Genomic DNA, 23,254 nt, shown 5'->3' with positions numbered 1-23,254 from the left:
ATGATTGAACCATAATTTTTTGTATGCTAGACTTTTTCAAGAAGAGCATCTCTTCTGAATTTAAAGAAATTTTGGCTATACACTGCAAATTTGAAAGTATATATTTATGTTGGATATAGATATTCATATCTATATGTTTTATTAAAAAATTCATTACAGATATATATGTGAAGTTTTTCACATATATATCTGTAATGATTAATGTCACTATTTTATTTAAAATTTAATTTTGTTAGTAACATATATTCTATTGGAAATTTTCTAATCCAATGTTCTGTAATAAAATTTAAAATTTCACTAGCAAAAATATTTTATAAACAAACAGGAGACAACATTTAAGTATTTAAACAAAAAACTTAAATTCATTAGAGAGTGTATCTATTCTTATAGAAGAGGAGTGATTACTTTGTCACAACAACAGTTAAAAAAAGAAATTGGTTTCTTAGCCGCTCTAACTACTGTTATTGGTACCGTTATTGGAGCGGGAGTTTTTTTTAAACCAACTGCATTATATGGTGTTACGGGAACTGCAAGTTTAGGTTTACTTGCATGGGTAATAGGTGGGATACTAACCATTTGTGCAGGTCTAACAGCAGCTGAACTATCTGCTGCTATTCCAGAAACAGGGGGTATGATGGCTTATTTAAAACGTACGTATGGTAATTTAACAGCTTTTCTACTAGGTTGGGCACAAACAGTTATTTACTTTCCAGCAAATATTGCAGCGCTTGCTATTATTTTTGGAACCCAAACAGTTAGTTTGTTTGGACTAGATGCCAATGAAAACAAGATGATGATTGTAGGAATAGCGGTTGTTACTGCTACTTTTGTAACCCTTATGAACTTTTTAGGTGCGAAAACTGCCGGAGGAATTCAAATGGTTTCCACCATATGCAAACTATTTCCTTTAGCTCTTATTATTATTTTCGGATTACTACACAAAGGTGATGTACCTTTTCAATTGCTCCCAATTGAAGCTGGAGCTAATAAATCTTTTATATCTGCTCTTGGTTCTGGTTTATTAGCAACAATGTTTGCCTATGATGGATGGATTCATGTTGGAAATATTGCTGGAGAAATGAAAAATCCTAAAAGAGATTTACCTAAAGCAATTATATTAGGACTATCAATTATTATGGTCGTTTATTTATTAATTAATATTGCATTCCTAATGGTTATGTCTGCAACAGCGCTTGCAGGAACTGATACCCCTGCATCTGAGGTAGTGACAATTATTTTTGGTAATATGGGTGGAAAATTAGTTAGTATAGGTATCTTAATCTCTGTATTTGGAACAATTAACGGATATATTTTGACGGGCATGAGAATTCCTTATGCAATGGCATTAGAAAACAAATTACCATGTAGCAAATGGTTTGCTACATTATCTAATAAAAGCAGAATTCCTTATAATTCTGGCATATTTATTTTATTGATTTCTGTAATTATGATGCTTGTTGGTGGTTTTAATACATTAACAGATATGTTAGTGTTTGTTATATGGATATTCTATACAATGACATTTTTAGCTGTTTTCATTTTACGTAAGAGAGAGCCGGAACTCATACGTCCTTACAAAGTACCGTTATATCCGTTTATACCAATAATATCTTTGCTGGGTGGGGCATTTATCGTATTAAATACATTATTTACACAACCATTATTAGCATTATGTGGAATAGGATTAACTGGTTTAGGTCTCCCAATATATTTTAAAATGCGCCATAAGCATACTAATGTTAAAGTAAAGAATTAGTGTGTTAGTTGCACCTGAAATAAACTCAATTATTATTAAGTAAACTTAAGATTATTATTAGTGTTCTTACAACTTTGGAAAAAGAAGAAAAATATGAACTTACAGTTGTCTTGGAAATTAGATAAGATTTAAATAAAAGTTAAATTGATTTTATCAATTTCTAAGGACTTTAAAAGTCTTTGTCATACTTCATGTTCCTTGAAAGAAATCCAAATAATTCAAAACAAAAACGCAGTTTGCAATCAAACTGTGCTTTTTCAACATACAATGAATTACAGTAATTACTTAAAATGCGTTTGTAATCAGCCAAATTTTTAATCTGTTAAAAAATTTTTGTTCCTTTAATTTACAAACATAAAAAGGATGAACTATCAATGATGCTAAAAAATATAACACCGATTGGGTTAAATGACGAAGTGAGTAAAACGTTAATTGATCAAATAGGGGTACCGCCACATCACTATCAAGCTAAGCTCATACAACGTCAATCATAGTAGAGATTGCTTCTTTTTCTAAAGGATACGTGTAGGGAATTTAAAGATTTGCATACGAAATAAACCCTAACGGGTTTCATTTTTTTGAATTAAGCCGCTTGATTATCAGACATGGTACAATTATAAACGACACCTAATATATCAAAGACTGTTTTCTTCCTGTATCGATGAGATTTTCGCCCATTTTGCTGTAGGAGGTTGAACAGGCGAATTAGAATCTTTGATAGCTCTTGGGTGTCTTTCTTACGATTAGTCAATCATTATTTTTAGATTTTTAATCAATTGAATATCGCATATATTAAATTTAATGCAAACTAAATACCCCTAATATGTATTGATTTTTTTACTAGGGGGAATAAATATAGTATGATGAATGAGACTATGATTTCAGGCGGTTAACCGATAATCATAGTGTATATTATGTGTAATAAGGTAGAAGAGAAGCTTCAATAACTTATTTACACATGCGATTGACGCAACTTTATGACATTTGTTATAAGGTTGCGTTTTTAATTTATCATAATACTCAACAATGTGGTTCTGTCCGTAACGACGTAGTTTTATCATGTTCTGGATAATAAGAAAAAGAAGCTTACGCAGATGCTTATTTCCACGTTTATTGATCTTATCTTTGAAAAAAGTTTTTCCTGATTGAAAACGGCGTATATCAATACCTGCAAATGCATTAAGTTGTTTGTTATTCTTGAAGCGAGTAATATCACCGATTTCAGCTAACAAACGTATAGCCGTATTGGGACCTATTCCCGGAAAACTAAGAATAATTGGATATTCTGTGCGACTTTCAGCTAATCGTACCATCTTCGTAATACACTGTTCTTTTTGATGAAGGAGCTCCTGATAGCGTTTCGCGTACGATTTGAGTTGTTCACATAAAACGTCATCTTGACGTACGGCTGGATAAGAATACCTGGCAGCCTCAAGTACTTCCATAGCCTTCTTTTCTGCTACACGGATTGAGATATTTTTATTGGTATTCTTACGAATCTGATTCTTCATGACCGTTTTAGAAAGATTTCGAACAAAATCTGGGTGAGGGAATAATTGAACAAAGTTTAAAAATAAATCTGACTTAGTTATGAAAATCTGTTCCAATTCCGGAAATGTCAATTGAATGACTTTATGCATTCGGCTACGAATCAAAGATAATTCGTCATCCAGTTCATTATAAAACCTTGAGAGTGATTTTAATTGATGAAATAAGTTATCTGTGCCTGTCTTTTCCCTCCGGGAAGCCGTGAAATGTGTGAGAGCTAATTGATGCGCGTCGCTTCTATCGGTTTTATGAATCCGTAAGGAATCGCATTGTAATTTTGCTTCTAAAGGGTTCAACAGAAAGTATTCAAACTTGTTATCTTGCATAAAACGCTCTAGTTGTCTCGAATAGACACCAGTTGCTTCGAACAAAATGTGAGGTGATTTCTTATTTTCAGTCATAAGTTGATCTATTCGTTTTCGGAGTTCTTCAAAATCAGGCTTAGAATGATTGATTTCACTTTCAAAAATACATTGTTTTTGAGCATTATAAATAACCATATAACTTTTTCCCATACTAACATCAAACGCAATTACATGTTGCATATTTTGCCTCCTTATGTAGAATTAAAGTCCTCACCTTACTCTTATCGATTCCCATTTCTTATACACGATCTCAAGGATCCACATACTAAACTGATTCAAATAAGGTAAGTGAAGAAGGTCTGTTTTGGGTACGGATTTAAAATCCCAATATCAAAGCGACCTACTCTTTACTTCTACTATAAAAAAATAGTAGTGTAAACCAATGCATTGGTTTACACTACTAATCTTAGTATGTTTTGGGTGTTGTTTATGAGTATACCACTTCTACTCATCTGGTAGCATAGTAAAAAAATTGAAGCCCGTCAGGGTTTATTTGATATGCCTACTTTTATAAAATCTATAAAAGATAATAAAAAACTATATGGAAAGACCACATTTTGTTTGAAAATATCCCTTAAGTTGATGGATGTGGGGTACCGCCACATGCCCATCAAGCTAAGATTTTTAATTCCCCCAAACGAAAATTTTATGCATCGTTATCGGAAGTTATTCTAATACGATAGAATCTCCAACATTCACTTTTCCTGGTTTTATAACTGATGCATAGACTCCAAAATGATTATTTCTTTTTTGTACAACAGTTTTTAAGAGAGTTTTTTCCAATGTTAATGGGTTAGGATCAATAGTAATAATCATGCAGCGTTCACAGTGTCTTACTATTTTTAGTCCTACTTCTCCTATACGTATACATTTTCCAAACCATGTATCTTCTGCAAAAGGAATATTTTCATATAATGAGAATATCAAGTTTGGACGAAATCTCCTATGGTTCACATCTTGTCCCCACATAGTGCTCATTTCTTGTAATGACGTATCAGTCACAATTAATATATGTTCTTCTTCAATTGCACCTAGAGGTACTTGCTGGGGTGAGTATTGTATATCTTTAATTTTACGATCTGATTTTTGTTCTAATTCTGTAAGTAACTCTTGATCTCCCCACTTGTATATTTTTCCTTCAGGAGAAACGATTTTGATTGGTGGATATGTATCCAAAGATTCTTCTCCTATAAAACTCGCCGTATAACCAATCATTTCAGGAAGTTGTGTTGCGGTTAAATACTTTCCTGGTCTTGTTTCATCTAAAAAAGCATGGCTTCTATCTCCATATAAACCATAGGATGCAATGTAAGTTTGTTGAACATTTTCTCTGCGAAATGATTTTATTGGATGTCTTACAATTTCTTTTATTTCTCCAATTATCATATTCCTACTCCTTTTTTATCTAATCTTATACTTTAATTATATAATCAATTGGAAGTAGTTACCTTATGAATATCGTATACATGTGAAGTTAACATAACGTCCTATTATCGGTAGCAAGATTTTCATAGAATCCTTGTGTTTATAAGGTTTCTTGTCTTTCTGTCTATATATATCTTGTATACAGGATTTTATACATGGTTGATATAGTGTGGATTCTAGGGATACCCACTATTCTTTTTTTGCATAAAATTTTGTATAAAAAGTAGTTAGATTAGAGTGTTTAGTCCGGTTAATTTTAAAATATAATTGAAAATCCTTCTTTAAATTTAAAAAAGAAGGTGTTACCTTTAAAAAAAAGAAAAAACATTACATAGCAACTGAAGAACATCTTGGAACAGAGGGAGGACAAAACACGGCTCAAACTTATTGGGGATCCGAGGTAGCCAAGAATTTAGGGATTGCCTCAAGTACTTTGCGTAAATATTGTCTTGCCCTGGAGGAAGCTGGGTACCCTTTTGATCGCGGGAATAATAATTCTAGAATTTTTTATTATAAAGACGTAGCAACTATAGAACGGTTAATAACAGCTATGAACAAGAAGAACGTAACACCAGAACAGGCTATAAATTTAGCAATAGCAAGTGTTGAAGAAGACGAGATAGCAACTGTTGCTATAGATAGTGTAGCAGATACAGAACATATAAAAGTATTATCAGAACGTATAGAACGATTGGATCAACAGAGTAAACTTTTACAGGAAACTGATGCTCAAAGGATAATAAGAGAAGAACAAAGGGATATTCAATTAATGCAAGTATTAAGAGAAATACAAGATAGCAAGCGTTTAGTAGCAGTTTCAAAACAAAAGAAGTCATTTTGGAGTCGCTTGTTTGGTAAATAAATTAAAATCTAATGGTAAAGAGAAATTAGCATTTTGTTGATGAGTTCCTATAATGAGTTTTTATATGGCGTCTTGCCAACAAAACGTGAATTTTGTACGTTATCAAGACTTAAATCTAGAAAACATTTAAAAATAAAAGCTCCTAACATATTAGTCATATACAATATGTTAGGAGCTTTTATTTTTAGTAATGAGTTTTGAAACTGAATTTGAATAGTATGTTTTTCTATTTATGGGGAGTCAAACCAACCAAATAAAGTAAATAAATTATGTATTGAATAAGTATAAGTACATAGACTTTTTGCCACTTTTTTCGTTCCTTTTGCTGTAACTTTTCAAAAGAATAACCGGCATATTTTTCCAACTTAGTAATTTGGTATATATATACATTCAGTCCGAAACATAAAAAGAATCCGATACATGCCCATAAGATGGATTGTTCTGTTTTATATAGATGAACAGAAATATAGATTTGTGAAGCGAGCATGACTAGTCCAATTGTCCAGAGTAAAGTTTCCATCATTGTTCATCCTTTCTTATACTTACAAATAACCAATATATGATAAGTTGTAATATACTGATCCATCCGATGAATAAGAGAGCTTCTATATTTAACGTTTTCCATACTTGAATTAACAATGAAAATGGCTCAATAAAGAGATGAACAGAGTGAAAGCGGAGAAATCGTCCAATGTAAATACCGAAGCTAGAAAGGAGAATCAACATCAAGAGTGCACCTTGTTTATATTTGAAATTGCCAAGTAAGGATTCAATTTGTTTTAGCATAAGTGTATAATAAAAAATGCTAAGTAATACACCGGCTGTTAAAATAGAAAAATTCCACCACTCTTTAAGGAGTAATTCTTTTTTATAATCAAATTTAAAAATATTTAGATGAATTAAATCTGTCACAACGTAAAATACATTAGGAGACAGTAATATGAAAATCCCATAAAAAGCTAAACTACTGGGGATATCTCGCTTTTCTTGTATTTTAAATAGTGGTAATAAAAAAGAAAGCTCTAGAGCTGAGAAAGCAAGAAACATATTTAAAATCAAAAATGATGAGTACTTTACATCACAAATAATAAGTAGTGAAATGTATATAAAAAAACTAAGCCGCGCTTTACTACGTTCGTTCACAAAAAAACTCCTTTTAATGTTTATCTTATTTTTATACTAGCAAATTGCACATAAAAGCACATCTTACATTTTCGTAAGGAATCGTTACCATACCCCATTGTCACTAAACATTTTAATCAAGATTGAATATGTTACAAATAATAGAAATTGTTTGACAGACTATAGATGCAATCTATGTCTAGGTATTAAAAAAACTTAACATGGCGAATTTCGGCTTTTTTCTTGTCGAAATAAACATAAATAAAAAAACATTGTAGTGGGGAATCTACAATGCTTTTTTAGGTGTCTCATTATTTCAGTGTTTAATTGTTACTTTCTAGTGATTTGAGAATAGGAGAGTTTGAAGTGATAACTTATTGTTTCGGTTTAGTTTTCTTTAAGTGATTTTTGATGTTACACTTACGATGTTGAACACTCCATGTTTCAATAGGATTTATAAAGATGATTTTTTGCTCTTGTTTAGGGGTCTTTTCTTCAAATTTACAACTTTTGTTCCATTTACACCACTTCATTGTAAATTGTGAAGAAGAATGATCGTCTTCTCGATTAAACAAGTGCGAAAGGTCCATCTTGCCATCTAGTATTATGGTATTGTTAGTTGATAACAAAGCAAAGGTTGTCCAACGTTTCTCCAATCTCTCCTACTCCTTTTCATATATAGGGGTAATCATTAGGGCTGACCATATCACTTTAAGAAAATTGTAAGATAAGGTTTTTCTAATCTATAAAAAGACAATAAACAGCTTGGATTTTTTGTAACTTATAAGGGATACAGATTAGAAAACAGAAAAAAACAAGTTAAGCAAATTCCGACATATTCTTTGCTTGGTTATTTTACAAAATGTTGGCAATAGATACGCCTATAAACGTGTTAAATATTGATTTTATAAGAGGCAAAGTTATGCTCTTGAAGGTATGCCTTTATAAACAGTGGTTTGCTTTTCCTATTACGAAAGTAATATTCTATTTGACATTAAAAAAATGTTGATTTTTCATTGCCAAATAGTCCTTATTTAGCTAAAAAGTAGTCTTAACGTGTACTAAATACATCTGAATGTGTCTAAACGTACAATTTTCTTTTTTTGATATGGTAAGGCCATATAGTGCCTAGAGCTTAATTTACCTAAAATGTGTTTGCCTTTTACCTTACACTTATAAGTTTATCCAAAAGATTGCTATTCAACTATCGATTTTCCTTACAATTCATCTTACATTTTTGTAAGAAATAAATTATTGAAAATAGCGAATGAGGAAGAACTTGCAGGGATTTTAGTGCATGAACTTGGTCATTTGAAATACGGAGACAGTAAACGTTCCATTATGGCGCATACGTTGAATATAGGGAAACAGTAGCTACGTAGCTATGGCAACAGTTTTATCTGTTTTATCGAATCGTATGCCAATTGTAGCTGTATTAGCGGCTCTTGCAGAAGTTGTTTTAAAAGCTATGCAAGTGGTTTTACATCGAGTTGCTGATTTATCATTTCGGGTAGTTGGAAGAAAAGAAGAAGTTCGAGTGGATGCTTATGCAGTAGAATTAGGAATGGGAGCAGGTTTGCTGTCCTTTTTGGAAAAAAATAGAAGGGACATAAGGTTCTTCAAAAGGGATCTGGGCGTGTTTAGAAGCGACACATCCATCTGTAGCATTTCGCATTGAACAAATAGAAATTGCATTAGAAGAACAACAGTAAAAAGAAATCATACAATAAATAAGAGGATTTATGATATAATAAGTGTTCATCACTAGTTAACTTAAGGGTTGCATTCTTTTAAAAATTTCTTTATATATTTTACATAAAGAGATTTTTTACGTTTATTTATTTGAATTTATGGTAAGGTTAATAAGACTACATTTGAAAATGTGGGTTCAAGTTGCTGTATTGACTGAATTGTACTAAAAAACCAATTCCATTACACGGGAATTGGTTTTTTAGTGTGAAATTTTAGTATATGAATTGCTAGCCTTAAGGAGATTTCTTTCTTTATAGTCTAGTATAGCTAAAATAAAAAGAAAATTCAAAAATAAAAGGATGAATATTTACATATTTTCAAATTCATATAAAAAATGTATATATATAGGTTACAATAAGTAGTGAAACACTCTCCTATGTTTCTAGTGATTGTATCTGTTATCTGTTTTTGTTGCGAAATCTGTAGATAGATTTCGCGCTTTTTTATTTGTTGTTTAAATAGGATCGGTGTGATTTTTTTATAAAGGGGGAGATTAGTATGTTTGGGAGTAAAGAAAATGATATTAAAGAAAATGATATTAAAGAATACCTTATACAAGAAGGTTATGAGATCAAAGAATATTTAAGAAAAAATGGAGATTGGTACCATTTTAAAGTACATACTTTTTGGTCTGGAACGCACTTAGTAAAAGTAAAAGATGGAGTATTTGGTTTTAGAATAGAAAAGCATAAGTAGGAGGTTTATCTCGTGTAAGTATACTTGTAAGTGTACTTACACAAATTAAAACTGCATAAATACTGTAACTAGCAAAATCAAGGTTATTATTTTAAAAGTTTTTACATTGGAGAATATCTATATCTTATTATGGTTAATACATTTTATAATTAGTTTATTAAAATTCATATGTAATAAAGGTGATAGAAAATGGCAGTAAAAAAAGAAAAGATAACGAGAAAAGTTATTTGTGGGAAGTGTAAATCAGATCAAGTAATTGGTAACAAACGTGGGTATAGTTTTAAAAGAATAGCTATAGTTTTGTTTACTTGTGTTCTATAAAGTAATTTTTTTAATCAATGCTAGTTTAGATGGGGAAAACATGTTTATAGCATTATCAATGGTAATTTTTTTCTGTTTTTCAATTCCTGTAGGGGTACTGTCAGCATTTAGGAAAAAACCACGCTAAGCAAATTTAGATAAGAAAAGAGCCGCATTTTACCCTGTTAAGAGTAAAGCGGCTCTTTAATATTTAAAAGACGTAAAAATATAGTTTGTATAAATTAATTTAATTGTTGTAGAAAATTTAATAAGTTTTTATGAATACGTAATAATGTTTGAATTTCTGTTTCCTGAAGTTGTTCTAATGCTAATGACATAGCTTTATAGGAAGTAGAATTTTCAATAGCTTTTATTGATGTTTCTCGACCTTGCGTTGTTACTTTTAATTTTACCTCTCTACGATCTTCTGATGAGGGCTTTCGTTCGATTAATCCTAGATTCACTAATTCATCCACATTTACACTCACTGTACTTTTAGGGACTGAAAGTCGTTTTGAAATACTTTTAAGAGTAATATTAGGAATTCCATAAATTGTGTTTAAAATTCCCATTTGTAGTACTGTTAATCCTAAACTAGAGGCATTTTGATTTGTAAATTTTATAATTTCTTTATTTATTGCTACAAATGACTGTACAACTTCTTCTTCTTTTTTGAGGCTCTGATTTTTTTGTATCATTGTAGTAACTTCCTCTCTTTTTACATGGTCCAACGATGAACAGTTTATGAATGTGCTATTTATTATGGACTATTTTCAGAGGAAAGTCAATTAAACCAATCTCAACATAAATCTACTTAATTTTAAAAGTAATAAGAACGATTAATACAACACAATGTAACTTGTGTTGCATTTAAAATGAGAAAAACTATTCAAATCGGTTGCTAACGCAACACAATTTACTCAAAATAGTCTACGTTTGTATGCAACGAAATTTAAAACAAGGATAAAATAAGGTGAAAACAACTCAAAAACTCTTAGCGTGGTTTTTTTCCAAAATGCTGGCGATACCCCAAATAGGAAATACATATTCAACATTTTTTTATTAATCCATCAGGGAATTTCTCTATAGATAAACATTTAAATAAAAATATATGCATTTATACTGTTTGTGGGGGATAATGGCTATAATTGATAATCAAATTCAAATAATAGAGCACCATCAAGTATTGTATCTCAACTAGGGGTACCACCCCACATCCATCAACTTAAGAATTATATAATACCCTTAGTTGTCAGAGCGCTGGTACTAATCCAAATTCCGTTATCGGCAATTAAAAAAATTCAATTTTTTTAATTATAAAAGGAAATATGTTAATGAAAAGTAAGGAGACAAGTCATGCCTTTTCTAAAAAGCAATTAGGTCCGTACAATGATGCATTAAAGTGATTCGGAATTCAGAAGGGATTTTTGATGCTGAAGAGAGTGCAAGGGATCATCCATACATGCTCATCAACTTAAGAATTTTCACTATCAGCAAGTGCCAAAAAACGTTATTCTTTCTAAAAGATTAACGTTTTTTATGAATCTTTCGATTTAAAATGTTGTCAAAATCAATATGAAAAGTTAACGGAATTCAAGTTCTGTTAACTAAAATGACGAGTGGCCCCAAAAAGAAGTAATCGTGACCGTGGTAGTGAACGCAATAAGTTTGTACCATTTTGTTTAGGAAATCCGAATAAGTTCCCTAAACGCAGCTACGCTGGTACGGGGCTAATAAGTATTATAGCGGGAGTATTCTGCTTTGATGAAGGAGCTGGATTATCGTTTTATTAGTAAAAAATATGTAGCTTGTAAGTATGGAATTCTTTTTTGTTATTTTGTATACTAATTTTGAGTTTTTCTTACAGTCAGCAATTTTTTGTACTATGCAACAATCAAATTTTTTATTGTCTGTTGTTATAAACAGGCTCTAGTGTATATTTACATAAGAGCCTGTTTGCATGTGTGTCACTCTTTTATGTACAATGAAAGAAAAACATCTTATGAGATGGAGAGAGGAAAACCCATGTCCAACCAACAATTAGTGAATTTGCGCATTGATTTTGCTTTTAAACAATTATTTGGTACAAGTGGGAATGAAGATATTCTTGTTGCCTTTTTAAATGCAATGTTACAGGATTCGTTAGAATCACCTATTGTTTCTTTACAATTAGAAGACCCACATTTGCATAGAGAACATGAAGAAGATAAGTTATCAATACTAGATATTTCAGCTACGCTAGATACAGGCACAAAAATAAATGTGGAAATCCAATTGAATAATGCACACAATATGATAAAAAGAAGCCTATATTATTGGGGGAGATTATATACATCCCAGCTACAAAAGGGAATGCCGTACAGTGCTCTTCATAAAACCATTACGATTAATTTGTTGAATTTCGTTATGTTTCCTGAATATGAAGTATTCCACACAACAGGAATCCTATGGAATCAACAACAACAAAAGGTATTGAGTGATGATATCGAAGTCCATATTGTGGAGATTCCAAAACTGATGCAACATTGGCGGAATGAACAGGTTAATCCCTGGGAGGATTCATTTGTTCGTTGGTTGTTATTACTTCCAGCGAATGAAGATGAACAATTAACCCAAACATTGGAGGAAATTGCGATGAACCAAGATCCGATTTTACAAAAAGCAATGAATAAATGGGAGCGTATGAGTCAAGATTCTTCTTTCCGACAAGCGTATGAAGCAAGGGAAAAAGTTCTAATGGATGAGGCAGCAAAGTATGCTCATGCCCGCAAGGAAGGTATTGAAGAGGGGAAAATACAACTCATTCGTGGTATGAGTAAAAATGGAATGACGATAGAAGATATTGCGAAGTTTACAAATTTACGTATAGAAGAAATACGAAATATTTTACAAGTCTAAAAGATGAAAAAACAACACCTACAAATATTGTAGGTGTTGTTTTTTGTGTTCGTTACCTTGTATTTTATAAGTTTTTATCTAGCCAATTATCGATTTTAGGATCTAGATGTATTGAAGCAGCATTTCGTTTTAACTCTTAAACGAATAACTTATCATTGTAGTCTGTTGCTAATTTAAGGTTATCTACAATTGAAGTGAAGACCTGTGTTTATATTATCTGCCAGTATGGCCATGAGCATATTGTACGACTTTATCCTGGCTGAATTAAATTACGATCTTAACCACCATGATTTCCGTGTGCATATTGAATAACATCAATAGCTTTCTGTGTTTCTGTAGGGGATTGGGCACCAAACATTAAAGTAAAAACAGTAATTACACCAACTAAACCAAGAATTGTCTTTTTCATTTTAATGCCTCCTTCTCAATAGCTTTTTTTCCTGCCTGAGAACATGAATAGAAATAATGACTTGCTTTAACATGGTTATTTTCTTTATAAAATGCAGTAGCAAGATATTCTTCGTATTCCTTAATGAATTCAAAAAGTTCTTGCACTTTAAAATATGATACGCCTTTTAACACTGTCCTTTCAAGTGCTTCGGCAGGAAAATCTCCATTCATTGCATCTAATATTTTAAAATGGTGAAGATACTCTATATTTTCAATCTCTTGACAAACAGAATATCCTTTTGCTATGAGATCTTTGGCAACGGAGTGATTTCCTTCCTTCATGTGTTCCCTTGCCTCAATAAAAAGTGCCTTATAATTGTTAGGCATTTTTTGATTTACTTCTGAAAGATATCTAATAGCTAATGGCGAAAGGTTTTGAGTAGCATACATTAATCCTAAATTTTGACGCACCATTAAAATAAATTGCTCTTCGTCTATTTTTTGGAACATATCCATTGCTTTCGTGAAATATTCTTCAGCGAGCTCCCATTCTCTCAAATGAGTACAAGCTAAGCCTATAAGATTATCACAGAATGCTACATTGATCTCATACCCAGCATGTTGAGCAAAGATTTCTCTTGCCTCTGATACTTTTTTATAAGATAGGAGCCCTTGATATATATCATAATGGAAGGCTCCAACTTTATAATAAAATTCCGCTTTTTCCAATTCATCAGGAATGCAGTCTAAAAGTTTTTCTGCTTTTTCATAATTCTCTTTTGCGATTTGATATTCGCCAATAGTAGAGGCATGAATCCCTTTGAAAAAGTGATAATAATAAGCTAAGAAATTATTAGTAGGCATATCAAAAGCCTCAACTTTGTCAAAACTGCTTTTTGAAACGCTTAAATTATCAGTTACAAATTGATATCTAAAATCTAGTAGTGAGTAGTAAAGCAATAAATTTTGATCTTCTTCAATACCATGAATCTTAGAATCGATTATTTCTTTTAATCGATGAGCATTACCTATACGCCTTGAGCGAATTTCAAGATACCAATTATTTAGAAGCTTTGTAATTTCATTATTCTCCTTAGTAGAAACAATCATAATATATTCCCCCATCCTATAGAAGTCTGCTAATGTTATATATTACCATTGTAGCAAAATAATCAGATTATTTGAGAGTTAAAGATTTATTTTTCAATAAAATTCAGAAAAAATAAATTGATTCAAAATAACCCTCTTACATTTAACCCCTATTTCTCTCTTTGAAATTTCACGCAAACGTGATATCTTAATCTATTGGATAATGAAATTTTAAGTAGTACGGATGCAATAGAAGAATGGGTAATTGAATCATCGACATTACGTAAAAGAATAAATGATTTCCCAAAAGGTTCAATTCGTAAAATTGGCACGACATATGCTGTGACTCGATTTGGAATGCGCTGTGTCTGCGGTTCAAATAAGAAATAAGTGAAAATAAAATAGGGGAGGTAGCGATTAATGAGGAATCACACAAGGAATTCTGAAGGTCAATTACTACAAACAAATAAGAAATGGTCTCACCCGAAAGCAAAAACAGCGTGAAACCATATCAAATTGGCTGAGAGAGGCTTATATAGAGAAGATTAAGGTTTCATAACCTTAGATTAAAACCGTGAGAACATGAGGATGTTTTAGAGAAGGTAATGAGTAAAATCTATGATCGTGAAATTTGGATTCCAGATTACGAATTAGAGAAGTATTACAAAGGGAAAATAAATAAATGGTATAACAAACACATTTCATTGAAAGAAAAAAATGATAAGGAGGAGAAAATATGAAACATAGTATCGGAAATGTCAGTACATCGTATATAATCCGTCTAATTTTAAATGATTTAGACACACTTATCACAGCAGGAAAAATGCAATTTACTTTCTGCTCAGAATCCGGAAAATCCTCTGTGGAGAAGCTAATTGCGGATTGGTTGGAATGGTTTAATGATTACCCGGAAGGTATGTCACTAGATGAATTAAAAGAAATTGAAAAAGAAATAGGAGAATTGATGGGGAGTATGTCAATATGGTCTCATCATTCAGAAGAAAGAGAAGAATTTATAAAGAAATTCAGCAGTTATTTTGGAGAATATATTGTTTTTTCAACTTAGTCAAGGATGTATACATAGAAGAATTGAAAGATAATTTATCGTCTTAACATCTTAAATACCGTATGTTCTGATGATGGAATATATAATCTTGAAGAATATAGTTAAAAATTTACAAGGATGATGAAAAATGAAATTAGAGATTGAAAAGTTTATTAGTGAACCCGAATAGTGGTACCTGAAAAAACACCTCCATTAATGGGAATCACTTTATTTTTCTAGGGATCTTTTAAATACAGAAACACCTCCATTTAGATTAGATGGATTAAAAATATTGTTTGTAAAATAATGTAAGTCAGATGATGGCTCATTTAGGTGTTAAGATAGAATGCTAAATTACGGTATGTTTTTCACGATATTATCTAGAAATTAATGAAGTTATTTTTTGAATAATTTGGTGAATAGCTTTTTTGTCATTTTAAATTTTCTACAATTCTAATTTCCTTCTTATTATACAAGAAATACCCTATCGACTAGACTTTTTTAAGTGTCTAGTCGATAGGGTATATTTTAAAGAAACCTCTCCTTTTTTTATTTATAGCAAAGGTTTTTAAGAATTTGTGAATTCCATAGAAAACAATCGGAATATCAAGTAAAATATTATGTATTGTTTTATACATTTCAAATGTTATTTTGTTGTTGTTTTTGTAAGTGTATGAGTGGAAGTATCATCATGAATACTACGATTGGAATGGTAAAAGAGAAATATTTCAGTTCTTATTATTCTCTTTGATAATTGTTTGAAATAATTTTAAATATTCATATATTAAGTAATATTTAGATGTTTCGATTGATTATATGCAATGAAAAGTGAAGGTGTTATTTTTAGGTTTCAAACTGCTATGATTCACATTAAAAGAAGTGTAAGGAGGAAGGTGTATCTACTAAAATAGCGAGATATACCAAATTAAACATGAGTATTAGATTTAATAAAAAGGTAGTAGCATTAACAGCTGGATTAACCGTATTATCCTCACCGATGGTATCGGTTGCAGAAGAACAACAATCAGTAAATAACTATCAATCCATAAGTGTTCAAAAACAAGCTGGAACAGCTTCACTTCAAGTATCAAACGAACAAGCTTTAAAAAGCATTGAAGAGAGTTTTGAAGGAGTAGACGGACGCGGTGGAGGTAGTGTCGATAATAAGAAAGTGGATAGTCTTCAAAATTCAGAAGGTATTTATGAAGAAACGGGTACATTAACGATCCCTAAAAATTCAAATAGAACAAAACGTAGTCTTTCTTTCTCAGCACCTAAAGTTTCTAGTACTATAAACGGTGTTCCATTTACTGAATGGATAGTTCCGCCAGGAAATGAGAATATTCGTCCTCAAAATCACATGATTCCAAGGTATATTACAATTCACGAGACTGATAATAAAAGTGTAGGAGCAGGGGCTAAAAACCACGCTCAATATTTATATAACCAAGCAGTAGGGAACACAGACCGCACTGCATCATGGCACTTTACGGTAGATGATAAAGAAATTTATCAACACTTACCGTTAAATGAGAATGGATGGCACGCAGCAGACGGTAATGGCCCAGGTAATAGAGAATCTATTGCAATTGAAATTGCAGTTAACAGTGATGGTGACTACAATAAGGCAGTAGATAACGCTAAGAAACTTGTAGCATATTTAATGAAAGAAACGGGTGTCCCATTAAATAACATTGTAAAACACCAAAAATGGAGTAATAAAAACTGTCCTGCTATTATGATTAACAGTGGACAATGGGTTCCATTCGTAAACGGTGTGGAAGGGTATTATAATAAATTTTATCAACCAACAGACGATATAACAGGAGGTTGGTATGAGCCAGCTATTCGTGATTTAAATAGAAGAGGTATTATGGTAGGAGAAGGAAACGGTATTTTTGCACCTAATAGACCCGTAACAAGAGCTGAGTTTGCTCAATTAACCTCTAAGTCTCTTAGTCTTCCAGCTGGAGATGCAACGTTTAAAGACTTAAATGATGCAAATCCAACTTTACGAGATGGTATTAAGCGTACTGCAAGTGTGGGTATCATTTCTGGAAGAGGAGACGGTTATTTCGACCCTAACACACCTATTACAAGGGAAGAAGCAGCGGTCATTGTAAATAGAGCTTTACAGTATAAAGGAATAAATGGACCATTGGTAAACTTACCATTTGCAGATAAAGATCAAATTATTTATAAAGAAGCTGTACAAAGATTATACGGTTTAGGTATTGTAAAAGGGATGGGGGATAATCTGTATGTCCCTAAAGGAACAACAACTCGTGGTGAAACAGCAGTATTCATTTTAAACATGCTTCAAGTAATTGAAACTGGTAGTGTTCAAAAAGGAATTGGTACGGCTGAAATTAATGGTATTGGGGTAAATGTTCGAAGCGGGGCAGGAGCTGACCACCTTGTTGTTAGAAAAGCAAGCAAAGGTGAAAAAGCTACAGTATACGAAGAGAAGAATGGTTGGCTAAGAATTGGAACAGATGAGTGGGTTTATAATGAACCTAGTTACATCGTCTATAAGAAGGATGTAAATTAAATCATACATCCGGTATTTCATTTATTCTCAGGCAATGGAGAGCATTTTCAACATTGCCTGTTTTTGTTTTAGCCATTTTTAAAGGTTATATAGAGATTTGAAATGAAGTTGCATACATGTATTCAGTTATATAAGACAAAGAGTAATAAAAAGAATTAGCTGAAATTGGAGTTTTCAAAACTGATGCAACAGTGCTGGAATGAGCAGGTTAATCCCTGGGAAGATTGATTTGTTCGTTGGTTGTTATTACTTCCAGCGAATGAAGATGAACAATTAACCCAAACATTGGAGAAAATTGCGATGAACCAAGATCCGATTTTACAAAAAGCAAGGGAAAAATACAACTCATTCGTGGTATGAGTAAAAATGGGATGCCGATAGAAGATATTGCGAAGTTTACAAATTTACGTATAGAAGAAATACGAAATATTTTACAAGTTTTTATCTAGCCAATTATCGATTTCAGGATCTAGATGTATTGAAGCTGCATTTCGTTTTAACTCTAAAACAAATAACTTATTATTGCTGTCTGTTGCTAATTTAAGGATATACTTTTTTGTCTAAAAGGTGTCCATTTTTATGTCGTTCTACAGTAAAAAAGGGGGAAGACACTTTGAATTGTCAATTTTACATTAAATTCGAGTTTAACTTACAATTGATGAGGTGACAAAATTATGATATAATAAAAAGAAACCTGGGCAGGCTTTACGCTCAGCACCAGGTTTCTTTTTTCGTTTCATTTATTAGTATGTATTTATAATATCAAATTTTAAAAAAACATGCAACTATTGTTTATTTGTATTTTGGGAGGTTTCCAAATGGAAGCAAAATTAAATAACTCATATTTGGCTGAAAATAAAAATATTCAATTAGAAAGCCAATGCTTATTTATTCAAAAATGGCGTGAATTACTTTTTCAAAAAACAATTAATACATACCAATTTAGGTTAAGAAATTCACATTCCATATTAAAAGAAACCAAAGAGGTTTTAGAATTTATTAAGTCTGATGTTTTATCTCCAGCCAATTTGCAAGACTTAATTTTAGAATGCAGAAAACACCTTCAAAAGGATTTATGTCTTAGAAAGCACTTTCCTGAATTATTAAAAAGTCTATTGAAGGAGCTTAAAGTGATAAGAAAGAATGAGACTACTAAATCGGATATTTTAAAATTAGAATATCGATTGAATTATGCACTAAAAATTATTTCTGGTAGTTACCTTGATAAAATTATAAATGAACTAGAATACTCTATTAGTAATTCTGAGTTCGCTAATGTAGAAATATTAACGGAATTTTTATCTACAGAATTAATTAATACTGGTTGGTCAGCAAGAAGTTTACACCGACTTGGTAATGTCCTATTTTTAAATAGTAAAGTGGCATTTGAGGAAAAATGGCAGAGGTTTATTTCAATAATTAAATCTAATCCCGGCCTTTTTCATTGCTATTTTAAGTTAAATGAATTTAATGATCAGTACACACTTTTGGAATCCGTAGGAATGACCGTTGTTAAAGGTGAAGATATTTTAATTTCTTTTCCTAATATTAATGATAATCATATAGATAAAGATGCATTTTATATTGAGGAAAAAGCAGCTGCATTTAATGAAGATCTTCATACTGCAGCTGAAAAAAGTAGAAATCAATTATCTGAGAAACAATCTATTCTAGCATACTATAAAGTAGATTTAGGAGCGTTTAATAACGTAATTTTAGTATTTCCTAGTGAAGAAAAAAGTGTTAACTATGAAATACTAAAAAAGGAACTTCCCCTAGAAAATTCGCAACTTGAAAATATAAATACCATTAGGTCAGTTCTAGCAAATGAATCTATAGATATAAAAAGTAGGCAGCGTTTAATGAACTTTTTCCGACAATATAATTTATCTGTTGAATCTTTATCTACCGAAACAAAATTTACAAACTTGTGGTCAGCATTGGAGTCATTATTAATCACTGGACATCATGAATCAAATATTGAGCACATTAAAAAAATAGTACCTTCAGCAGTTTGTAGTGAATATTTTCAAAGATTATTATTAAACTTTTTAAATGATTGTTACCGAGCTGGTATAACTGTTAAATATAATGGAGAAATAATTAATACATCTTCCCCTACTATTGAAGATATTGAAAAAGTGTATTTTTTACTGACTGATGAAGTATCCGTTGAAATTTTTAAAAGTGAAATAAATGATTATACTCTTTTGAAACAAAGAATAATTGAGTTATCACATGATTTAAGTAATAGTGAAACATTTAAGGAATCTATTTCAAATCATTTTAATAATTTAACTTGGCATATTCAAAGATTATATCGAGTAAGAAATAATTTAGTACATGCAGCAAGAACTGAAAAAGACATTAGTTTTTTGATAGAGCATCTTCACTTCTACCTGAGATATACTATTGAATTGATAATAAATAAATTTAAGGATTTTCAGTTTAATAGTTTAGGAGAATTGTTTATGACCATAGAAGACAATTATTATTCATTAATTGCAGTTTTAGAAGATAATATCAGAAATTCTCCTAAAGGTCAGATTATTAGTTATGATTCAGAATTGATATTTAAAGGTCCTATATTTATTTAAATTCAAATTGTAGTTTAAAATTGTATTTAATGTAAAATTAGACAAATTTATACAAAACAGTACATTGATTATAAAATCCAATGTACTGTTTTGAAGTTTGAGGTGAAAAAATTGAGCAATCGAGAAAAACAAGTGTACCAAGCACGTGTAGAACGTCATAAGGAAAAAATGCCGTGGTATATTATTGAATATATTGAAGAGAAAACGAACCTCTCCCCTGCTACTTTGTATGGGTACTTAATTGAATATGAAATGTTTTTACAATGGTTAATCTCCTCTCGTCTTGCTGTCGTAGATGGAGAAGTTGTAACGAAAATACATAAGGTGCCAATTGAAACGTTGGAACACCTTCCTCTTAAACAAGTAAAAAGGTTTAAAAGCTATTTAGAGAGACAAGGTAATAAAACAAAGGCAGTTATACGAACATTTTCAGCTCTAAAATCATTATTTAACTACCTAACAAGCAACACTGAAGATGATAATGGAGAATGTTACTTTTATAGAAATGTTATGGCCAAAATGGAAATTCATAAGGAAAAAATTGATGCTGCAGCGAGAGCAAAGGAAATTTCAGAAGTTATTTTCCACAATAATGATGACATTAAATTTATGCGCTTTTTATCTAACGAATATGAGCAAATGCTGCAAGAAAACGCTCCTGGTAAGTTAAGATTCTTTAAACGAGATAGAGAGCGTGATATTGCTATTCTAAGTCTAATCTTGGGTACAGGTCTTCGGGTATCTGAAGCAGCTAGTTTAACTATTTCTAGTATTAATTTTCGTACTCGTTACATCAAGGTTATACGTAAAGGAGATAAAAAATCATCTATTTTGGCTACACAAACAGCTCTAGATGATGTTCAAGAGTACATTAAAGTACGTGCTAATCATTACAAGTGTCCTGATGATGAGGATATTCTATTTGTAACGAATTATAAAGGCTCATACGCGCAAATATCTGTTAATGCTATACAAAAACTCACAGAAAAATATACTAGGGCATTTGACGAAAAAAAGAGCCCTCACAAGTTGCGTCATACATACGCAACTAATCATTACAACGAAAATAAGAATCTTGTTCTGTTGGCAAATCAAATGGGACACAACTCAATGGAAACAACATCCTTATATACAAATATAGATGATTCTAAACGTCGTGAAGCCATTGAGCGTTTAGAAAAACGTCAATTGGAGGATAAAACATAAAATCGAAATTCTAGTTTGCTGTTAGTTATCATGCTTATCAAACCCTATTAATGAATATTGATGGGTTTGATAAGGCATTTGCTAAAATCGCAGAAAAACTAATGATATTTAGTACTAAAACTCATATCCAATATTTTTTATCCTAACTTTATTTTGTGTTTAATATCATTTTATTTAAATACAAAATAAACCAATTTAACCCTTGGTTATGATTATATCAGCAAAATGTCGAGAGTAAATTGGTGAATGTTTTGATTCGAATATAGAATATATCTTTTATCCCTTCCCCCCTATTTGTTTGACTGTTTCTATAGTTAATTGAAGGTGTAAATAGTTTCTTGTTTGTTTGTTCGATCATTATTCTTATTATTTTAAATATTAGTTAATCCAAATTGATATTTTTATAGGTTTGATAACATTTTGTGCACTCAAAAAATTAAAGAGGAACGGCTTTTATAAAAATACTACTCATTCTACAATCAAACATTTCAATAATTACATAGAACAAGATCATCACCATGTGAATCACCGATTTGCTAAATCCTCAGGATTTCAAATACTTCGCTATGCTTCACGTACAATAAAAGGAATGGAAACGGTCCATACCCTATATAAACAAAGACGAAGTCTCCAATCAGACTTCGTCTTTTCGACGTATAACGAATTACAAAAATTATTAACGGCTTCGTAAAATTCAACAACAATTCCTTCACCTTTTTATATGTTAAGAAACTTTGCAACAGACCTTGAAAACAACCTCTCATTAAGATTTAGAAATATCAACAAATCCTTCTCCAAATACATCACGAACATCGTGTATAGCGATGAAAGCATTCGGATCAGTAGATTGAACAATCCGTTTTAACTTTATTACTTCTTGCTTACTAATAACAATATAAAGAATGTCTTTTGTTTTTTTTGTGTAATAACCATAACCTGAGTATACGGTGACCCCCCTGTCCATTGATGTAGTCACCTGTTTGGCAATGTCATTCGGTTTATCAGAAATAATCGTAATGGCTTTTCTCGGATTCAAACCTTCAATCACAAATTCCAGCACTTTCGTTCCTACATATAGCATAATAATTGTCAACATCAGCTTTTCTGCACCAATGATGAAATAAGATGAAAAAGCAACTATTAAATCGAAAACTAATAGACCATAGCTAATGCTCCAGCCTAAATACTTATGTGTCATCCTTGCTAAGATGGTAGTACCTGCTGTTGTTCCGCCAACCCGAATGGTTAGACCAATCCCGCACCCTACAAATATTCCCCCAAAAATGGCATTTACCATCAATTCATTAGAAGCAATATTCCAGCCTGCTGTCAGATAAAGAAAAAGCGAATTGAAAACTACAGCAATAATCGTATAAATCATTGTTACCGTATCCAAAAATTTATATCCAATTATTAACAAAAGTGTATTCAGAATCAAGTTGATTAAACCTGGTGACCACTCAAATAAATAGTAGGTAATAATCGTGATACCAGTTACTCCTCCTTCACCAAGCTCGTTCGGGATAACAAATAAATTAACACCTAACGCAAAAATAAATGCTCCAATAATGATAAAAATAATGTCTGTGGTTCTTTTTTTCATACACTGCCTCACTTCTTATAAAAATATAGATTCTGTTGCAAATTTTTCT

At 31.4% G+C, this 23,254-nt stretch carries 18 protein-coding genes and 7 pseudogenes; 15 read left to right on the top strand and 10 right to left on the bottom strand.

Going from position 1 to position 23,254, the window contains the following annotated elements; genetic code table 11:
* The first annotated feature begins 406 nt into the window (after positions 1 to 406).
* On the top strand, positions 407 to 1,756 hold the full coding sequence (locus tag DN407_RS30890; protein ID WP_149217178.1) for an APC family permease: 1,350 nt from the start codon (positions 407 to 409) through the stop codon (positions 1,754 to 1,756).
* Between the two features lie 583 nt (positions 1,757 to 2,339).
* On the opposite strand, the pseudogene DN407_RS30885 reads toward DN407_RS30890, so the two are convergent.
* From DN407_RS30885 to DN407_RS30875, 3 genes and pseudogenes are all read right to left on the bottom strand, one after another.
* Positions 2,340 to 2,495, bottom strand: a pseudogene (locus tag DN407_RS30885) (IS4 family transposase); the annotation flags it as partial.
* 142 nt (positions 2,496 to 2,637) lie between these two features.
* A complete protein-coding gene (locus DN407_RS30880; protein ID WP_149217177.1) occupies positions 2,638 to 3,849 on the bottom strand; it encodes an IS110 family RNA-guided transposase in 1,212 nt (403 codons plus the stop codon).
* Positions 3,850 to 4,335: 486 nt separating this feature from the next.
* Complete coding sequence (locus DN407_RS30875; RefSeq protein ID WP_149217176.1) at positions 4,336 to 5,055, bottom strand: MOSC domain-containing protein; 720 nt, start codon at positions 5,053 to 5,055, stop codon at positions 4,336 to 4,338.
* 370 nt (positions 5,056 to 5,425) lie between these two features.
* On the opposite strand from DN407_RS30875, the gene DN407_RS30870 reads away from it, so the two are divergent.
* Positions 5,426 to 5,956, top strand: coding sequence for a DUF3967 domain-containing protein (locus tag DN407_RS30870; RefSeq protein ID WP_149217175.1), 531 nt, complete (start codon positions 5,426 to 5,428; stop codon positions 5,954 to 5,956).
* Between the two features lie 226 nt (positions 5,957 to 6,182).
* On the opposite strand, the gene DN407_RS30865 is transcribed toward DN407_RS30870, so the two are convergent.
* From DN407_RS30865 to DN407_RS30855, 3 genes are all read right to left on the bottom strand, one after another.
* Entirely contained in the window at positions 6,183 to 6,476 is a 294-nt protein-coding gene (locus DN407_RS30865; protein WP_149217174.1) for a hypothetical protein, read from the bottom strand.
* Positions 6,476 to 7,099, bottom strand: a complete 624-nt coding sequence (locus DN407_RS30860) for a DUF1361 domain-containing protein (protein ID WP_149217173.1) — start codon at positions 7,097 to 7,099, stop codon at positions 6,476 to 6,478. Before DN407_RS30860 ends, DN407_RS30865 begins: the two co-directional genes overlap by 1 nt.
* A 353-nt stretch (positions 7,100 to 7,452) precedes the next feature.
* Positions 7,453 to 7,734: a hypothetical protein gene (locus tag DN407_RS30855; RefSeq protein ID WP_149217172.1), complete on the bottom strand. Its 282-nt coding sequence runs from the start codon at positions 7,732 to 7,734 to the stop codon at positions 7,453 to 7,455.
* Positions 7,735 to 8,332: 598 nt separating this feature from the next.
* Here DN407_RS30855 and DN407_RS30850 point away from each other — a divergent pair.
* The 3 genes from DN407_RS30850 (at position 8,333) to DN407_RS30840 (ending at position 9,526) form a co-directional block, all read left to right on the top strand.
* Positions 8,333 to 8,452, top strand: coding sequence for a M48 family metalloprotease (locus DN407_RS30850; protein ID WP_255446555.1), 120 nt, complete (start codon positions 8,333 to 8,335; stop codon positions 8,450 to 8,452).
* A 10-nt stretch (positions 8,453 to 8,462) separates the two neighbouring features.
* On the top strand, positions 8,463 to 8,756 hold the full coding sequence (locus DN407_RS30845) for a M48 family metalloprotease (RefSeq protein ID WP_255446554.1): 294 nt from the start codon (positions 8,463 to 8,465) through the stop codon (positions 8,754 to 8,756).
* A 572-nt stretch (positions 8,757 to 9,328) separates the two neighbouring features.
* The gene (locus DN407_RS30840; protein WP_149217170.1) at positions 9,329 to 9,526 is read left to right on the top strand and encodes a hypothetical protein; all 198 of its coding nucleotides are present in this window, start codon (positions 9,329 to 9,331) and stop codon (positions 9,524 to 9,526) included.
* Positions 9,527 to 10,068: 542 nt separating this feature from the next.
* Here DN407_RS30840 and DN407_RS30830 read toward each other — a convergent pair.
* A complete protein-coding gene (locus tag DN407_RS30830) occupies positions 10,069 to 10,524 on the bottom strand; it encodes a MarR family winged helix-turn-helix transcriptional regulator (protein ID WP_149217169.1) in 456 nt (151 codons plus the stop codon).
* A 609-nt stretch (positions 10,525 to 11,133) separates the two neighbouring features.
* Here DN407_RS30830 and DN407_RS30825 point away from each other — a divergent pair.
* Both DN407_RS30825 and DN407_RS30820 read left to right on the top strand, forming a co-directional pair.
* Positions 11,134 to 11,232: pseudogene (locus tag DN407_RS30825) on the top strand (HXXEE domain-containing protein); the annotation flags it as partial.
* Positions 11,233 to 11,851: 619 nt separating this feature from the next.
* The gene (locus DN407_RS30820; RefSeq protein WP_481748649.1) at positions 11,852 to 12,724 is read left to right on the top strand and encodes an Rpn family recombination-promoting nuclease/putative transposase; all 873 of its coding nucleotides are present in this window, start codon (positions 11,852 to 11,854) and stop codon (positions 12,722 to 12,724) included.
* A gap of 277 nt (positions 12,725 to 13,001) precedes the next feature.
* Here DN407_RS30820 and DN407_RS30815 read toward each other — a convergent pair whose 3' ends face one another.
* Entirely contained in the window at positions 13,002 to 13,133 is a 132-nt protein-coding gene (locus tag DN407_RS30815; RefSeq protein WP_149217167.1) for a Phr family secreted Rap phosphatase inhibitor, read from the bottom strand.
* Entirely contained in the window at positions 13,130 to 14,224 is a 1,095-nt protein-coding gene (locus tag DN407_RS30810; protein ID WP_179955852.1) for a Rap family tetratricopeptide repeat protein, read from the bottom strand. The genes DN407_RS30815 and DN407_RS30810 overlap by 4 nt, the downstream gene beginning before the upstream one ends.
* Before the next feature lie 186 nt (positions 14,225 to 14,410).
* On the opposite strand from DN407_RS30810, the pseudogene DN407_RS32600 reads away from it, so the two are divergent.
* The 8 genes and pseudogenes from DN407_RS32600 to DN407_RS30770 all read left to right on the top strand — a co-directional run.
* Positions 14,411 to 14,593 (top strand): annotated as a pseudogene (locus DN407_RS32600) (helix-turn-helix domain-containing protein); the annotation flags it as partial.
* 30 nt (positions 14,594 to 14,623) lie between these two features.
* A pseudogene (locus DN407_RS30800) lies at positions 14,624 to 14,943 on the top strand (transposase).
* Positions 14,940 to 15,316: pseudogene (locus tag DN407_RS30795) on the top strand (hypothetical protein). Before DN407_RS30800 ends, DN407_RS30795 begins: the two co-directional pseudogenes overlap by 4 nt.
* An 863-nt stretch (positions 15,317 to 16,179) precedes the next feature.
* Entirely contained in the window at positions 16,180 to 17,799 is a 1,620-nt protein-coding gene (locus tag DN407_RS30790; RefSeq protein ID WP_149217165.1) for an S-layer homology domain-containing protein, read from the top strand.
* Positions 17,800 to 17,964: 165 nt separating this feature from the next.
* Positions 17,965 to 18,248 (top strand): annotated as a pseudogene (locus DN407_RS30785) (Rpn family recombination-promoting nuclease/putative transposase); the annotation flags it as partial.
* A 369-nt stretch (positions 18,249 to 18,617) separates the two neighbouring features.
* Complete coding sequence (locus tag DN407_RS30780) at positions 18,618 to 20,396, top strand: hypothetical protein (protein WP_149217164.1); 1,779 nt, start codon at positions 18,618 to 18,620, stop codon at positions 20,394 to 20,396.
* A 111-nt stretch (positions 20,397 to 20,507) separates the two neighbouring features.
* A complete protein-coding gene (xerS, locus tag DN407_RS30775) occupies positions 20,508 to 21,602 on the top strand; it encodes a tyrosine recombinase XerS (RefSeq protein ID WP_149217163.1) in 1,095 nt (364 codons plus the stop codon).
* Between the two features lie 421 nt (positions 21,603 to 22,023).
* Positions 22,024 to 22,293: pseudogene (locus tag DN407_RS30770) on the top strand (DDE-type integrase/transposase/recombinase); the annotation flags it as partial.
* Between the two features lie 72 nt (positions 22,294 to 22,365).
* Here the strand turns inward: DN407_RS30770 and DN407_RS30765 are convergent.
* Positions 22,366 to 23,205 (bottom strand): YitT family protein, encoded by an 840-nt coding sequence (locus DN407_RS30765; protein ID WP_149217162.1) that lies wholly within the window; start codon positions 23,203 to 23,205, stop codon positions 22,366 to 22,368.
* Positions 23,206 to 23,254: the final 49 nt, after the last annotated feature.

This window comes from Bacillus sp. JAS24-2 (assembly GCF_008274905.1).
GTDB lineage: Bacteria > Bacillota > Bacilli > Bacillales > Bacillaceae_G > Bacillus_A > Bacillus_A cereus.
This window is presented reverse-complemented; position numbering and strand designations above follow the sequence as displayed.

Bases quoted from the DNA above. Each gene is read 5' to 3' on its own strand.
- DN407_RS30880 (WP_149217177.1), bottom strand. From the start codon at position 3,849: ATGCAACATGTAATTGCGTTTGATGTTAGTATGGGAAAAAGTTATATG.
- DN407_RS30875 (WP_149217176.1), bottom strand. From the start codon at position 5,055: ATGATAATTGGAGAAATAAAAGAAATTGTAAGACATCCAATAAAATCA.
- DN407_RS30865 (WP_149217174.1), bottom strand. From the start codon at position 6,476: ATGGAAACTTTACTCTGGACAATTGGACTAGTCATGCTCGCTTCACAA.
- DN407_RS30845 (WP_255446554.1), top strand. From the start codon at position 8,463: ATGGCAACAGTTTTATCTGTTTTATCGAATCGTATGCCAATTGTAGCT.
- DN407_RS30840 (WP_149217170.1), top strand. From the start codon at position 9,329: ATGTTTGGGAGTAAAGAAAATGATATTAAAGAAAATGATATTAAAGAA.
- DN407_RS30830 (WP_149217169.1), bottom strand. From the start codon at position 10,524: ATGATACAAAAAAATCAGAGCCTCAAAAAAGAAGAAGAAGTTGTACAG.
- DN407_RS30820 (WP_481748649.1), top strand. From the start codon at position 11,852: ATGTCCAACCAACAATTAGTGAATTTGCGCATTGATTTTGCTTTTAAA.
- DN407_RS30815 (WP_149217167.1), bottom strand. From the start codon at position 13,133: ATGAAAAAGACAATTCTTGGTTTAGTTGGTGTAATTACTGTTTTTACT.
- DN407_RS30810 (WP_179955852.1), bottom strand. From the start codon at position 14,224: ATGATTGTTTCTACTAAGGAGAATAATGAAATTACAAAGCTTCTAAAT.
- DN407_RS30790 (WP_149217165.1), top strand. From the start codon at position 16,180: ATGAGTATTAGATTTAATAAAAAGGTAGTAGCATTAACAGCTGGATTA.
- DN407_RS30780 (WP_149217164.1), top strand. From the start codon at position 18,618: ATGGAAGCAAAATTAAATAACTCATATTTGGCTGAAAATAAAAATATT.
- DN407_RS30765 (WP_149217162.1), bottom strand. From the start codon at position 23,205: ATGAAAAAAAGAACCACAGACATTATTTTTATCATTATTGGAGCATTT.